Genomic DNA, 13629 nt, shown 5'->3' with positions numbered 1-13629 from the left:
CTGCCTGCCTCACACTCCGGTCCGCTTGTCGGCGAAGTCGCGCGACGCGATGCTCATCATCTCGACCAGTGAGCGCCGGTCGATGGTCCAGATCTGCGAGGCCACCGCCCGGTTGTTCTCCCCCACGACGTGCACCGGGCCGTTGCCCACGTTCTCGACGATCTCGCGCGCCACGGCCTCCGACGTCATGTGCGCGTTCGGGTCGTACTCGACGCCCATGCGCGCCAGGGCGGGCGTGTAGGTCATCCCGAGCGGAGTGCAGCACACGTCGACGCCGTGCGGCCCGAGTTCGGCCCACAGCCCCTCGGCGAAGTTGTGCTGGAACGCCTTGACCCCGGAGTACATCGCCAAGGTGGCCGACCCCGCAACGCAGGCCAGCGACGCGACCAGGACGATCCCGCCGCGACCGCGGTCGCGCATTGCCGGACCGAACTCCCGGACCAGCGCGACCGGACCGACGCAGTCGAGTTTGATCTGGTCGAGCGAGTACTCGTAGGAATTGTCGAGGAACGGCGACGTGCGGTCCGAGGCTCCGGCGTTGTAGACGAGCAGGCCGACGTCGAGACCGGCGCACACGGCGGCCACCTGCTCGGCGACGTCGTCGACCGTGAGGTCCAGGGCAAGGCAGCGCACCTCGACGCCGTGACGGTGCCGCACGTCGGCGGCCACCTGCTCGAGCAGGGCCGCGTTGCGCGCAATGAGCACGAGATCGATTCCTCGAGAGGCGAGTTCGTCGGCCACGTAGGCACCGATGCCCTCGGAGGCACCGGCGATCACGGCGCAGGGGCCGTAGCGCTCGGCGAACTCACCCACGACCGGCACCCTCGGCGGTCGCCGCGCCGGCGCGGGCTCCCCCGGTCAGCATGCGAGCCATGTGCGTCGAGCGATCACGGATGCGCCAGCCGTCGGGTCTCCGGACGAAGACGTCCTGGTAGTGGCCCACGACGTCGATCCAATTGTCCGGGTCGCCCGGGGTGAGCAGCAGCACGGCGTGGACGTAGGACCGCACGGTCGCCTCGTCGCCGTCGACGTCGATCGCGAAGTTGGACAGCCGGTGGTACGTCGGCCCCATCGAACCGTGCAGTTGCTCCATCAACTCGGTGAACGCGTCGGGATCGGTGAACGTACCGACCTCGGCGTAGTCGACGTGCACCTCGTCGGCCCAGCAGGTCCGGAACAGCGCCCAGGCCTTCGAGTCGATGCCCGTCGCATAGCGGATGAGAACGTCGCTGATCTGTGCCTTGTCTGGGTCCACGAATCGACGTTAGTTCATTTCGCCCCACCGTGGTGAACGGCGTTCTAAAATTCGGAAATGATGTTTCCATGCGGGTCGCGGCGCGTCGCCACCCCCAGGGCAGCGGCGAGGATCCTGCTGGTCCCGGCCCTGCTGGCGGCCGGCTGGGTCACGGCGGCACCGGCAGCCGCCGAGGGACCGGTGCTGCACCACGTGAAGTACACGGTATTCAGCGAACAGCCGTACGCCGGCGCCGAGATCTACTACCGGGACGTAGACCCGCCCAACTTCGCCGACTACAGCCACAACCCGTACCAATACAGCCCGAACGTCGAGGCCGACCTCGGACCGGATCAGATGTGGACGCTAGACGTCATGCTCGCCAACCCCGATCAGTGGGCCATGGTCACCGTGTCGAGCCTCGATTCGCCACAGCGACCGAACTTCCACTGCGTCCTCGCCGTCGACGGTCAGGTCGTGGCCACCAATCAGGGACCGAAGGGCGCGCTCTGCTCGGTGCGCCTCTGGTGATGCCGCGGGCGGGCGGGTCAGGCGGACGCCGAGACGTCGGTCACCACGCGATCGCCCTCCAGCTTGCGCAGCCACTCCTCACAGAACCCGATCATCTCGTCGTGCCCGAACGACACGCCGAGCGAGCGCTCCACCGCGAGCACCCGCGAGACGCTCGTCGCGAACACCGCCCAGACCACCGGCGGCACGTCCGTGGTCTCGTACCCATAGCGGCGCAGGGTCGCCGTCATCGCCTCGACCTGCTGTTCCCTGAACCGGTCGGCGTACACCGCGATCTCCGCCCGCAACGCCTTGCGGTGATTGGCCAAACCCATGAACTCCATGGTCAGCCGCGCGAACTGCGGGTCGCTGCCGAAGTCCCACATCGCCCACAGCGGCTGATCCGACTTCATCGCCTCGGCGTGCACCTCGAGTCCGAGCTTCGACATCCGGCGAAAGACCTCGATGAACAGGTCGTCCATGGTCCGGAAGTAGTAGTGCACCAGCTGGGGCTTGAGCCCGGCCCGTTCGGCCACCCGGCGCGACGTCACCGCGGCGTAGCCGTCCTCGAGCATGAGTTGCTCGGCAGCATCGAGCAACACTCCCCGATTCTTGGCGTCGGGCCCGCCGATCCTCCGGTCGGATGCCATGCCACCACTTCCTTCTCATCGCGCGGTCGTGCCGTGAGTCCGCAAGCAGATCGTAGACGTCGGACGGCGCCGCAACCTTGACCGCGACCATACGTCATGCTAAGCAGGTGCTCAGCACTTTCAGCCCAGATCGCGCCGCCGTCTCGGCGGCTCACGTCCCGTCGTCGCATCGACGTGACGGCACCGGAAGGAATCCCCCGAGATGACAGCCGATTTCGACACCGTCGACTACTTCACCGATCAGTCTCTGATTCCTGATCCGCACCCGTACTTCGACCACCTGCGCAGCAAGTGCCCGGTGGTCAAGGAGCCCAACTACGGCGTGCTCGCCATCACGGGATACGACGAGGCCGGCCAGGTGCTCAAGGACACCGAGACGTTCTCGTCGTGCATCGCGGTGGCGGGCCCGTTCCCGCCGTTGCCGTTCACGCCCGAGGGCGACGACATCTCCGCGCAGATCAGCGCGCACCGGTCGCAGATGCCGATGTTCGAGCACATGGTCACCATGGATCCGCCCGACCACACGAACGCCCGTTCCCTGCTCAATCGGCTCCTGACCCCGCGCCGGCTCAAGGAGAACGAAGACTTCATGTGGCGGCTCGCCGATGACTGCCTCGACGACTTCGTCGGCAACGGCAGTTGTGAGTTTCTCAGCGCCTACGCAAAGCCGTTCTCGCTCTTGGTGATCGCCGACATGCTCGGTGTCCCGCAGGAAGACCACGAGGAGTTCCGCGTCGTGTTGGGCGCGCCGCGGCCCGGAGCGCAGGTCGGTTCCCTCGACGGCGACCTGGTCGGCCTGAACCCGCTGGCGTGGCTCGACGACAAGTTCGTCGGCTATCTCGAGGATCGACGCGAGTCGCCCCGCGACGACGTGCTCACAGCACTGGCCACGGCCAACTACCCCGATGGCTCCGTCCCGCCGGTCCTCGAGGTGGCCCGCTCGGCCACGTTCCTCTTCGCCGCCGGGCAGGAGACCACTACCAAGCTGCTGTCGGCGGCCATGCGGGTGATCGGTGATCAACCCGAGGTGCAGGACGCCCTGCGCGCGGACCGCAGCCGGATCCCGGTGTTCGTCGAAGAGGCGCTGCGCATGGATGCTCCCGTCAAGAGCCAGTTCCGCTTGGCCAAGAAGAACACGAAGATCGGCGACATGGACGTGCCTGCCGGCACCACCGTGATGGTGTGCCCGGGTGCGGTGAACCGCGACCCGGCGCGCTTCGAGAACCCGCACGAGTTCGACCTCGATCGCAAGAACGTTCGCGAGCACATCGCGTTCGGTCGCGGCGTGCACAGCTGCCCCGGCGGCCCGTTGGCCCGCGTCGAGGGCCGTGTGTCGATGGAACGCATCCTGGATCGCATGGGCGACATCAGGATCGACGACGAGAAGCACGGGCCCGCGGGTAGCCGCAGCTACGACTACGAGCCGACGTTCATCCTCCGCGGGCTGACGCAGATCAACATTCAGTTCACCCCGCTCGACTGAATTCGGTTGACCCGGTTGGGGAAAACTCCGCGACTGTGGATGCGTGGCCGATAAGCTCGGACTGTCCGAGCACGCACGAGAACGGGAGACGGCCGTGGCCTCACATCCGAACGTGGCGGCGTCGGCCGTCGGCGCTGCGCTGGTGACCGCAGCGACGGTTTTCGCCCCGAGTTCCCACGCTGCCGCCGAGATGCGAATCGGCAATTACGAAGTCGCGAACAACCGTTGGAACGACCACTCGTTCGTCTGGTCGGTCGCGCATTCGTGCGGTGCACCCGACTGCGCCACGTACTTCGAGGATCCGATACTCGCGCCGGAGACCACCAACCTCAACGTGATTGCCATCCCGCGACCGTTGAAGAGTCAGCGGTATCAGAACACGGCGTTCTACGACAACGGTCGGTACACGTTGACCGTGGACGTCATCGACGGGGTGCGCTGCATCGGCTACAACCTGCCGTCGCACGACGTCTATTCGTGGGACGCCGTGTCACTCGCCGGCACCATCGTGTCCACGTACGACGCGGGCTGCTACGGCGCACCGGGCGGTACGAGCACGTACACCTTCTCGCTCGTCAAGATGTAGTTGCCGAGGCCGTGGGGCGGCGACCCTCAGATGTCGCCGCGCGTCCAGGTGCTCGCGCCGGAGCGCGCATCGCAAGACAGGAACAAACCGTCGGGTGCCTGGGCCATTTCGCCGTCGCGACCGGAACAGTTGCTGCCCTCGATCTTCACCCCGCGCAGTTCGGTGGAGCGGAACCAGCGTGGCCCCTTGCGCCGCGGCGAACCACAGAACACCACGCGGCCCCACGACGTCACGCCGAACACGTAGTACGTGGTGTTCGTGCAAGGCGCGCCGAGCACGGCGCCGGGCTGTATCCCGGGGACACAGGACGGCTCATTGCATTCCGCGATGGGAGCAGGCGGCGCGGGTGGTTCGGCCGTGACCACGGGCGCGGTGATCAGGCCGGCGGCCAGTAAGCCGGTAGCTGCAGCCACGACGAGACGCACGGAACTCATTCTCGCACAACGGAGAGCGATCTTCTCCGCTTCGCAGAAGATGCCTGATTCGACGCACCGGCGCCATTCGGAACGCGGGGGTGACGACGGCGGGAAACGCAACGTCGAGCACTGCGGGAAATGTTAATCTGCTTGGGAGAATGCCGTTTCCGCGGCAGCCGGGCCCCACCGACACCGGGGCATGCACACACCGAGGAGCGAGTCGTGGGCTCAGCGAAGACGATCTCGAGCGCAGCAGTGCTCGCCACCGCCATGACCGTCCTCGGCACCGCGCCACACGCCACCGCCGAGTACGAGCAGTACGCGATGAACGGGACGTTCTCCGTCGTGTCCAACGGTGAGTGGGCCAGGACGAACGACCGCTACCAGGACGAACCGTCGGTGCACAGCACCTGGACGGTGAATACCGTCTGTACGAACGCGATCACGTGCTCGGGCACGGTGACCAGCAGCCTGGGGTGGACCGAGGACGTCTATACCAACATCGGCAACCTCTGGTACGTCAAGCACTTCGTCCCCGACTGGATTCCGTGCCCCGACGGCACCCGCGCCCCAGGTCTTCAGGTGTACAGGTTCTACCCCGCTACGGACGAGGGCATGGTGCAACGCCCCTCGGATCTGTGGATCGGAGAGGACGAGACCACCGGCATGAGCGGCAACTGCGGCCGCAACCGCTCTCTAGTGCTGAGACTGCCCGTCAAGATCTCCAAGATCAGCTGACGCGGCGCGCCGCTGCTTTCAGCGAATCTAGTGAAGCAGCAGGTCCTTCCACGTCTTGGCGAGCGGCTCGTCGGCCACCAGGTTCGTCACCTGGTACACCTTGCCATCGGACCCGACGTACTCCCCCGTGCGCGGGTTGTATTGTGCCAGTGCGACGCTCGGCTTGCCACTGCCGGACTCGGCACCACCGAAGGCGCTGGGCGCGGCGGGCACCGCACCGCCGGCCGGCACCGGCGCGAGCCCCAGAGGGCCTGGAGCAGGCCCGGGTGCGAGCGGTGCGGGGGCTGGTGCGTCGGGCACGGCCAACGGCGCACCGGGCGCTGCTTCGGGTGCCGGTCCTGGCGGCGGACCCAGCGGTGCGATCGGTTGGCCGTTGAGGGAGTTGCCCGGCGGTGGCGCAGGCGCGACAGCGGTGGTGATGGGCGCCTCCAGCGGCGACACCGGGGCGCCGATCGGCGGCCCCGCGTTGGGCATCGTGCCGGCCGGTACCGCACCCGGCGGTAGGGGCGTCCCACCGATCGGTGCGTGGATGTCGTCGCTCAGCGTCGTGCGATCGTCGATCGGGATGCCCTGGGCGATCAGGCTGGGGTCGATCGGGTACGGCCCGGTCGCGTGCTGACGCATCGCCAACGGGACGAACGGCTTGTCGCTGTTGCAGATCTGGACCGTCGGTGCGCGCTTGCCCGGCTTGCGAATGCAGGGAAAGTTCCGCAGGCCGCGGACCGCGATCGGCGAATCCTGGGGCAGCTTGCAGTAGATGCCGTCCGGGGTGTCGATGTCCGACTCGTCGGCCGGTGACCGCCACGACGACGGCGGGAGGAACCCGACCGTGCAGGCCGGCGGATCACTCACGGTCGCGGCGAAGTCACCGCGCGCCGTGCCCGTCGAGTCGGACGTGACCGAATAACCCTGCTGCTGCGCGATGTACGGCGGGAGCAGCACGAGCAGCTGTTCCAGCGACGCGTTGTAGGTCATCAGGATCTCGCTCACGGTCCCGAGGTTCGCGAGCAGGACCGGCAACGTCGGCTTGAGTTGATTCAGCAGACCCGTCGTCTCGTCGACGAAGCTCGGAAACCCTTGCAGCACCCTGCGGAACTGGGGGTCGCTGGCCTGCAGCTGTCCGGTGAACCCGGCCAGGCTGCGCGCCCACGTGCGGATCGAATCGGAGGTGGCCGCTTGGCCCTCCAGCAGCGGACGGGTGTCGTCGGCCAGCATCCGGGTCTGGTCGGCGACGCCGTTGAGGTCGCGGCTCAGCGTCGCACCGGAGTCCAGCAGCGAGCCGAAGTCGAATTCCGCACCGTCGAACCCCTTGTAGGTCTCGTCGAGGAGATCCCCGAGCCGGTCCTTGGGGAAGGAGTCGACGAGCTTGCTGACCCGGTCCAGGACCGGGCCCACCGGAGCCGGAATCGTCGTGTCCCCCACCGCGATCACGGACCCGTTCTCGAGGTACGGCCCGGAGTCGGTGCGCGGTCGCAGGTCGACGTACTGCTCACCGACCGCCGAGACGCTTCGGACCTCAGCCTGCAGGTCGATGGGGATCTTGGGCGAGGTGTCGAGCGACATCGTCGCCTCCGCGCCGGTCGGCGTGACGCGCACGTCGGTCACCTTGCCCACCTCGACGCCGCGGTAGGTCACGTTGCTGAACCGGTAGAGCCCACCAGAGGACGGCAACTGCAGCTTCACCTCGTACTTGCCGATGCCCAGGAAGGTGGGCACCTGCACGTAGTTGATGGCCATCACCGTCACGCCGACGAGGCCCACGATCGTGAAGATCGCCAGCTGGATCTTGATGAACCTGGTGAGCATCAGTTGCCTCCCGCTGCGGGCCCGTAGGGGCCCGCGAAGATCGGATCACCGGGTGCCGGCGGAGGATCGGCCTCCGCTGCGCCGGAGTTCGATTGCGGGACGACGGGAAGCACCGGCCCGCTGACGGGTGGGAGCGGCGGCGGGGCCGCAGGCAGGGCACCCGGGCCCGGCTGGCTGCGGTCGGCTCCCGGGGGGTCGGCCTGCAGACCTGCCGTCGGCGGATTACCCGGCAGCGCGGACAGCGGCCCGCCCGGTGGCGGCGGCCGCAGGGGCCGGCCCATCGGGTCGTAGGTGTAGCGCTGGAAGTACGGCTCACCCGGCAGCGGCACGAGGTCGCGGCCTTCCTGTCCTGCCCTCGACCCGAGGAAGATGGACTTGCGCAGGCGCGGGCCGGAGATGTCGACCGTAGCGAACAGGTTGATGAAGTCGCCGCGCACGGCACGGTCGATCAGGTTCTGGCCGTACGGGAACACCGTCGCGTACGCCAGGCTGGCGTCGATGTCCGGACCGACGTCGGCGAGGGCCTGGATCGTCGGCTGCAGGCCCTCGAGGTTCTTCACGAGGTCGTCCTGAGTGTCGTTGACCAGCCGGGTGGCGGTGTTGCTGAACGTGCCGAGCTTGTCGAGCGCGGTGGTGAGCTGCGGACGTTCCCTGTCCAGCACTTCTAGGGCACGCGGGATGCGTTGCAGCGCAGCGGTGATCACCTCGCGTCGGCCGGCGAACGTGGACGCGACGCGGTTGAGCGCATCGATCGTGGCCACCAGGCTCTGGCGCTGCTGGTCGAGGGTGCCGATGAACGCGTCGAGTTCGGTGAGCAGGCTTCGGAAGTCCTCCTCGCGGCCGGACAGCGCCTCGTTGAACGTGTGCACCACGTCGCCGATCTGCCCGAGCCCGCCGGCGTTGACCACCACCGACAGCGACGACAGCGTCTCCTCGGTCGTCGGGTACGTCGACGAGTCGTTGAGCGTGATCGTGGCGCCGGGCGCTAGCTTGCCCTCCGGCTTCTGGCCCAGCGGCGGATCGAGGGCCAGGTGCATGGAACCCAGCAGGCTGGTCTGCCCCACGCTGGCCACGGCATTGGCCGGTACCGCGACGTCGGGCTTGACCGAGATCTCCACGTTGGCGTGCCAGTCCTGGACATCCATCTTGCCGACGCTGCCGACGACGACGTCGTCGATCAACACGGGCGAATTCGACTCCAGCGTCGACACGTTCGCGATCTGGACGTGGTAGGTCACGGCGTCGGAGCCACGGCCCACCGCACCCGGCAGGGGCAGCGAGTTGACGCCCTGGAAGGCGCACCCGCTGGCGGTGACGATCACGCACGTGCCGGCGGCCAAGGCGCGTCCGAGCGCTCCTCGCGTCATGACGGTGGCATCCCTTCAGCAGGTAGCAGCGGTCCCGGGGCCGGGCCGGGGGCGGGGTGCGTGGCCTCGGCGGGCAGCAGCATGCCGGGCAGGCTCGGCGTGCCGGGCTCGACGGGCGCCGCCGGTGCGGGTGCGCCCGGCAGCGGCGGACCGATCCGCGGCGGGTCCGTCGGCACCGGGGCACCGGGATAGAGCGCGGGGAACGGAGCCAGTGGCGTTCGCTCGTTGACCGGCAACGGCACCCCGGGGGGTCCCATGCCGGGCGGCGGCGGGACGTCGCCGTCGAGACCGGTGTACGCCGAGACCGCCGGGGGGATCTCCGGCGGCACCTGGGCCTCACCGCTGCCGCCGGGCGCCAGCTTCGGATCGGCGTAGATGATGTTCTCCGGGCTGGCGGACTTGGCCAGGTACGGGTTGATCGGAATCGGAATGTAGTTGAGGTTCAGCAACCGCAGGGCCGGTCCGAGGTAGTCGTTGCAGAGCTTGGCGGTCTCGGGCGCCGTGGTGTTCTGCGTCGCGCCGATCATGCCGCAGACGAATTGCATGGGGCTGGCCAAGTTGGGGATCGAGAAGCCGCCGCGCACCGCCCCGATGTCGGGATCGTAGATGTTGTAGGCGTTTCCGAACGCGTTCGGCGTGATGTGCAGCACCTGCTCGAAGTCGTCCTTGACGTCGACCAGGGTCTGAGTGACCTGCGCCAGCCCCTGCAACTGCTCGGCGGTCTGGTCGCGGGTGCCCGAGATGAATCGCTTCACCTCGTCGGTGGCCACCGAGAGATTGGACAGTGCGGCGTCCAGATCGGACTTGCTGCCGTCGAGCACGCTCGACAGCGTGGCGAGCCGGTTGTTCAGCGACACGATCTGCTCGTTGCTCGCGCGCAGGGCGCCGATGAACACCTGCAGGTTCTTGATGATGCCCACGAAGTCGCCACTGCCCTCGGCAAGGGTGCGGCCGACGCCGGACAGCTGCGCGAGCGTCTGCCGGAGCTTCTCGCCATTGCCGTCGAGGGCGTTCGCCGCGCTGTCGATGAACCGGCCGACCGACGTCGTCGTCGTGTCACTGGCCGGTCCGAGATCGGTTGCGAGACGCTCGAGTTGCTGCTTGACCTCGTCCCACTCGACGGGAACGGCAGTGCGCTCCTGCGGGATCACGGCGCCATCGGCCATCTTCTCGCCGCCGTCGGACTCGCGGTACGCGGGCGTCAGCTGAACGTAGCGGGCGGCGACCAGGTTTTGGGCGACGATCACGGCCGACGCATCGGCGGGGACGGACACGCCGTCGTCGACGGACATCACCATCTTGGTCTGGGTGCCCATCGGTTCGATCGAGTCGATCTTGCCGACCTTCACCCCTGCCACCCGCACGTCGTCACCCACGTAGATGGCCGTCGCGGTCGGGAAGTAGGCGGTGATCTCGTTGGGACCGAAGAACATCGCGCGCACCGCGAGGAAGCCGCCCCCGATCAACGCGATCACCAGCGCGGCAGCGACCGTGGGCACGATCCACTTCCGGGAACGGGCCATCATCGTGAGCCTCCGGGTATGGCGTTGTACGGCAGCGGCAACTCGGCGCGAGGTCCGGTTTCCGGCGTAGTGGGTGGCACCCCGGCGCCGAATGCGCCGCGGCGGAACCCGAATGCATAGTCCAGGAAGGGTTGCAGCAGCTGTGCCGGCTGGAAGTTGGGCACGTACGCGGTGTAGTACGCACCGCTGGAGACGGCCTCGCTCAGGATGCCCTGGTACTTGGCTGCGCCCGGGATGGCCTTCGCGAGGTTGTCGCGGTTGCGCACCAGCACTTCGTTGACCTTGTTGAGTCGCTCCAGCGTGGGCGCGAGTTCGGCTTCGTTGTCCTTGACCAGCCCGACCAGCTGCTGGGACACCGCGGAGGTGTTGGCCAGCAGGTCCACGATCGCCTGACGGCGTTCCACCAGGACCGCCAACAGGTCGTTGGCGTTGAGGATGAGGCTGTTCACCTGCTGGCTGCGCTCGGAGAGGATTCCGGTGACGTTCGACGCCGACTCGAGCAGGGCGCCCAGAGTCTCGTTGCGGCTGTTGAGCGATTGGGACAGGCGGCTGAGTCCGTCGAAGGTGGGACCGAGCTGCGGGGCGATCTCGTCGAGGGTCTGCGACAGCGTGTCGAGCGACTGGTTGAGCTGTGCCGTGTCGGTACCCGCGGTGTTCGTGGTCAATTCGCCGACCGCGTCGCTCAGCGAGTACGGCGAGGAGGTACGGGTCACCGGGATGACCTCGGTGCGGTTCAAGGCGCCGTCACCCGCCGACTCCAGCGTGAGAACCCGTTCGCCCAACAGCGTTCCGGTCTTGATCAGCGCCGAGGTCTGCGAGCCGAGCGGGTATCTGCTGTCGACCGTGAACCGCACCAGCGCCTGGCCGTCGTCGAGTCCCACCTCGGTGACGGCGCCGACCTTGATGCCGGACAGCGTCACGTCGTTGCCGACCGTGATGCCGCCTGCCTCCTCGAACAGGGCTTGGTACTGCAGCGACGTGGCGTACGCCAGCAGCCGCTCGGGCTGCAGGCCCACGGCGATGATCAGGATCGCGAGCACGACGCCCATGAACCCTGCACGCGCGAGTTGCGCTCCTCGGTATTTGAGCATTACGGCTCAGCGCACCTTCCGTTTTCCTGCTTCACGAAGGGGAACAGCGACGCTCTGCCCTGCAGGTCCGTCACGCGGATCGAGAGTTCGCAGATGTAGTACTGCACGAACCCGCCGTAGGCGCCGATGCGCGCGAGCTTGCGGTAGTTCTTCGGCGCGTTCTGCAGAGCGCCGTCGAGGAATCCCTTGCCGCTCTCCAGGTTGGGCGCGAGGCGGTTGAGCTCGTCGACGCTGCCCGCCAGCGGGGGTCGCGCCTGGGTCAACAGGTCGGCGATCGAGGCGGTGCCGTTGTCGAGCGCGGTGATGGCCGTGCCGATCGGGTCCCGGTCGGCCGACAGGCCGGCGATCAGCTTCTCGAGCCGGTCGATCGCGCCCGCGAACTGGTCGCCGTCCTTCGAGATCACCTGCAACGTCTCGTTGAGGTTGTCGATCAACTGCTCGACGGTCTCGTTGTCGTCGGCCAGCGTGCTCGAGAACGACGACGTCTTGGCCAGCAGCGAGTTGATCGTCGACCCCTCGCCCTGGAACACCTGCACCAGGGAGGCGGTGAGCGCGTTGACGTCTTGCGGGTTGAGACCCTGCACGACCGGCTTCAGTCCGCTCAGCAGCAGATCGAGGTCCAGCGCGGGTTCGGTCCGGTCGATGGGGATGCGGGCGCCGGGCGGCATGAGCTTGGTCGAGCCCGGGCCGTCGATGAGGTCGACGTAGCGATCGCCGGTCAGGTTCAGGTAGCGGATGGCAGCCCGGGTTCCGGTGGTGAGCTTGATCTTCTCGTCGGCGTCGAACTCGACCAGGACGTTGCGGTCCGGCTCCAGCGCCACGTCGGTGACCGTGCCGACCCGGATGCCGGCCACGCGGACGGTGTCACCGACGGCGAGCCGAGATGCGTTGGAGAACACCGCCGAATAGCCGTTGGTGGAGCCGGTCCGGTACTGCCCGAAGGTGAAGAAAAGGAATACCGTCAGCAGCGTCATCACGGTCGCGAAGATGCCGAACTTGATGATCATGCTGCGGCCGCCGGTCATCCGGGCATCCCGATCTGTGCGCTGTTGCGGGGCGGGCCCTGCACGGGTCCGAACAATGCCTGCTTGAGTGCATCGGAGTTCAGCAGGACGCCCTGGTTGCCGTACTTCCAGGGGTTCGCGCCGATGTCGGTGACTAGGAACGGCGGTCGCTTCCCGTTCGGGACGGCGGGCAGCATCTGGTCCTTGCACGACGAGCCGCTCTTGGCCGCCACGATGGGCAGATCCTCGGGGTAGCGGTAGCGCTCTACGCCGAGGGTGAAGCTCGCCGACACGTCGACGCCGGGGCGGTCGGGTGGGGGCGAGTGCACGAACACGTTGAGGGCCTGGATGCCGCAGCGCAGGTTGTCGCTGTACTGGCTCAGTTTCTCGGTGGTGGGCACGAGCATCCGCAGGACGTCGGTCAGCGGTTGACGGTTGGTGCCGACGACGTCGTTTCCGGTGTCCGCCAATCCGATTGCGCTGACCAGGAACCGGTCCAGGTTGTCCTCCTGGTCGACCAGGGTGTCGCCCACCTTGGTGGTGCTGTCGAGGATGTTCACCAGGTCGGGCGCCGCGTCGGCGTAGGCGTTCAGCGCCACCGGGGCGACCTCCAGATCGCGCGCGATGTTGCCCAGGCTGGGGTTGATGCTCTTGAAGAACGCGTTGAAGTCCGTCACCGTCTGACCGAACTTCTCGCCGCGACCGTTGAGAGCGCCGGAGATGGCGGCCAGGGTTTCGTTCAGCTGCACCGGATCGATGGACTTGAGCACCGAAGTCAGTTGCTGGAACAGGGTATTCGTCTCGACGGTGACGTGCTGGGCGTCGAGCTGCTGCCCCTTGGCCAACGGTGTCGACGACGGGTCGGCCGGTGCGACGAGTTCGACGGACTTCGCGCCGAACACCGTCGTCGACGCGAGGTTGACGTCCACGTTGGCCGGGATGTACTGCAGTTGCTTGGGATCCATCGCGAGGTGCAGCACGGCGGTGCCGTCCGGGCGGTTCTCGATGCGCTCGACCTGCCCTACCTGGACGCCCCGCATCTTGACCTTGGCCTCTGGGTTCATCACCAGCCCGGCACGCTCGGACACCACGGTGACCGGCACCGTCGTCCCGAACCCGCCGCGGAACATGCCGATCGAGAACACCACGATCGCGACGATGGCGATCACCATTCCCAGACCCGCCAGGGGGCGGACGACTGAGCTGGACACCGTTGTCCTC

At 67.5% G+C, this 13629-nt stretch carries 14 protein-coding genes; 4 read left to right on the top strand and 10 right to left on the bottom strand.

All coding sequences use genetic code 11. The features are described from left to right. Nucleotides 1-9: 9 nt before the first annotated feature. Together G6N61_RS28705 and G6N61_RS28700 are read right to left on the bottom strand one after the other, a co-directional pair. The gene (locus G6N61_RS28705) at nt 10-813 is read right to left on the bottom strand and encodes an SDR family NAD(P)-dependent oxidoreductase (protein ID WP_163924244.1); all 804 of its coding nucleotides are present in this window, start codon (nt 811-813) and stop codon (nt 10-12) included. Beyond that, on the bottom strand, nt 806-1255 hold the full coding sequence (locus tag G6N61_RS28700; RefSeq protein WP_163924243.1) for a nuclear transport factor 2 family protein: 450 nt from the start codon (nt 1253-1255) through the stop codon (nt 806-808). The genes G6N61_RS28705 and G6N61_RS28700 overlap by 8 nt, the downstream gene beginning before the upstream one ends. Before the next feature lie 57 nt (nt 1256-1312). On the opposite strand from G6N61_RS28700, the gene G6N61_RS28695 reads away from it, so the two are divergent. After that, nucleotides 1313-1765 (top strand): Rv2576c family protein, encoded by a 453-nt coding sequence (locus G6N61_RS28695; RefSeq protein WP_235887336.1) that lies wholly within the window; start codon nt 1313-1315, stop codon nt 1763-1765. 17 nt (nt 1766-1782) lie between these two features. On the opposite strand, the gene G6N61_RS28690 is transcribed toward G6N61_RS28695, so the two are convergent. Further along, nucleotides 1783-2394: a TetR/AcrR family transcriptional regulator gene (locus G6N61_RS28690; protein WP_163924242.1), complete on the bottom strand. Its 612-nt coding sequence runs from the start codon at nt 2392-2394 to the stop codon at nt 1783-1785. Nucleotides 2395-2596: 202 nt separating this feature from the next. Here G6N61_RS28690 and G6N61_RS28685 point away from each other — a divergent pair, with 202 nt between their 5' ends. Together G6N61_RS28685 and G6N61_RS28680 are read left to right on the top strand one after the other, a co-directional pair. Further along, on the top strand, nt 2597-3877 hold the full coding sequence (locus G6N61_RS28685; RefSeq protein ID WP_163924241.1) for a cytochrome P450: 1281 nt from the start codon (nt 2597-2599) through the stop codon (nt 3875-3877). Between the two features lie 43 nt (nt 3878-3920). Beyond that, a complete protein-coding gene (locus G6N61_RS28680) occupies nt 3921-4463 on the top strand; it encodes a hypothetical protein (RefSeq protein WP_235887335.1) in 543 nt (180 codons plus the stop codon). Between the two features lie 26 nt (nt 4464-4489). Here G6N61_RS28680 and G6N61_RS28675 read toward each other — a convergent pair whose 3' ends face one another. Then, nucleotides 4490-4897 (bottom strand): hypothetical protein, encoded by a 408-nt coding sequence (locus tag G6N61_RS28675; RefSeq protein ID WP_163924240.1) that lies wholly within the window; start codon nt 4895-4897, stop codon nt 4490-4492. A 204-nt stretch (nt 4898-5101) separates the two neighbouring features. Between G6N61_RS28675 and G6N61_RS28670 the strand changes: the two genes are divergently transcribed. Beyond that, on the top strand, nt 5102-5617 hold the full coding sequence (locus tag G6N61_RS28670) for an Rv2253/PknI dimerization domain-containing protein (RefSeq protein WP_163924239.1): 516 nt from the start codon (nt 5102-5104) through the stop codon (nt 5615-5617). Between the two features lie 27 nt (nt 5618-5644). On the opposite strand, the gene G6N61_RS28665 is transcribed toward G6N61_RS28670, so the two are convergent. From G6N61_RS28665 to G6N61_RS28640, 6 genes are read right to left on the bottom strand one after another with little or no spacing between them, the layout of a single operon-like run. Beyond that, the gene (locus G6N61_RS28665) at nt 5645-7423 is read right to left on the bottom strand and encodes an MCE family protein (RefSeq protein ID WP_163924238.1); all 1779 of its coding nucleotides are present in this window, start codon (nt 7421-7423) and stop codon (nt 5645-5647) included. Further along, a complete protein-coding gene (locus G6N61_RS28660) occupies nt 7423-8790 on the bottom strand; it encodes an MCE family protein (RefSeq protein ID WP_163924237.1) in 1368 nt (455 codons plus the stop codon). The genes G6N61_RS28665 and G6N61_RS28660 overlap by 1 nt, the downstream gene beginning before the upstream one ends. Further along, nucleotides 8787-10313, bottom strand: coding sequence for an MCE family protein (locus G6N61_RS28655; RefSeq protein ID WP_179973541.1), 1527 nt, complete (start codon nt 10311-10313; stop codon nt 8787-8789). The genes G6N61_RS28660 and G6N61_RS28655 overlap by 4 nt, the downstream gene beginning before the upstream one ends. After that, complete coding sequence (locus tag G6N61_RS28650; RefSeq protein ID WP_163924235.1) at nt 10313-11404, bottom strand: MCE family protein; 1092 nt, start codon at nt 11402-11404, stop codon at nt 10313-10315. Before G6N61_RS28650 ends, G6N61_RS28655 begins: the two co-directional genes overlap by 1 nt. Next, on the bottom strand, nt 11404-12429 hold the full coding sequence (locus tag G6N61_RS28645; protein WP_163924234.1) for an MCE family protein: 1026 nt from the start codon (nt 12427-12429) through the stop codon (nt 11404-11406). The genes G6N61_RS28650 and G6N61_RS28645 overlap by 1 nt, the downstream gene beginning before the upstream one ends. Further along, a complete protein-coding gene (locus G6N61_RS28640; protein ID WP_163924233.1) occupies nt 12426-13619 on the bottom strand; it encodes an MCE family protein in 1194 nt (397 codons plus the stop codon). Before G6N61_RS28640 ends, G6N61_RS28645 begins: the two co-directional genes overlap by 4 nt. Nucleotides 13620-13629: the final 10 nt, after the last annotated feature.

Source organism: Mycolicibacterium arabiense (assembly GCF_010731815.2).
GTDB lineage: Bacteria > Actinomycetota > Actinomycetes > Mycobacteriales > Mycobacteriaceae > Mycobacterium > Mycobacterium arabiense.
Note: the sequence above shows the minus strand (reverse complement) of the source record. Positions and strands in the feature narration are given on the sequence as shown.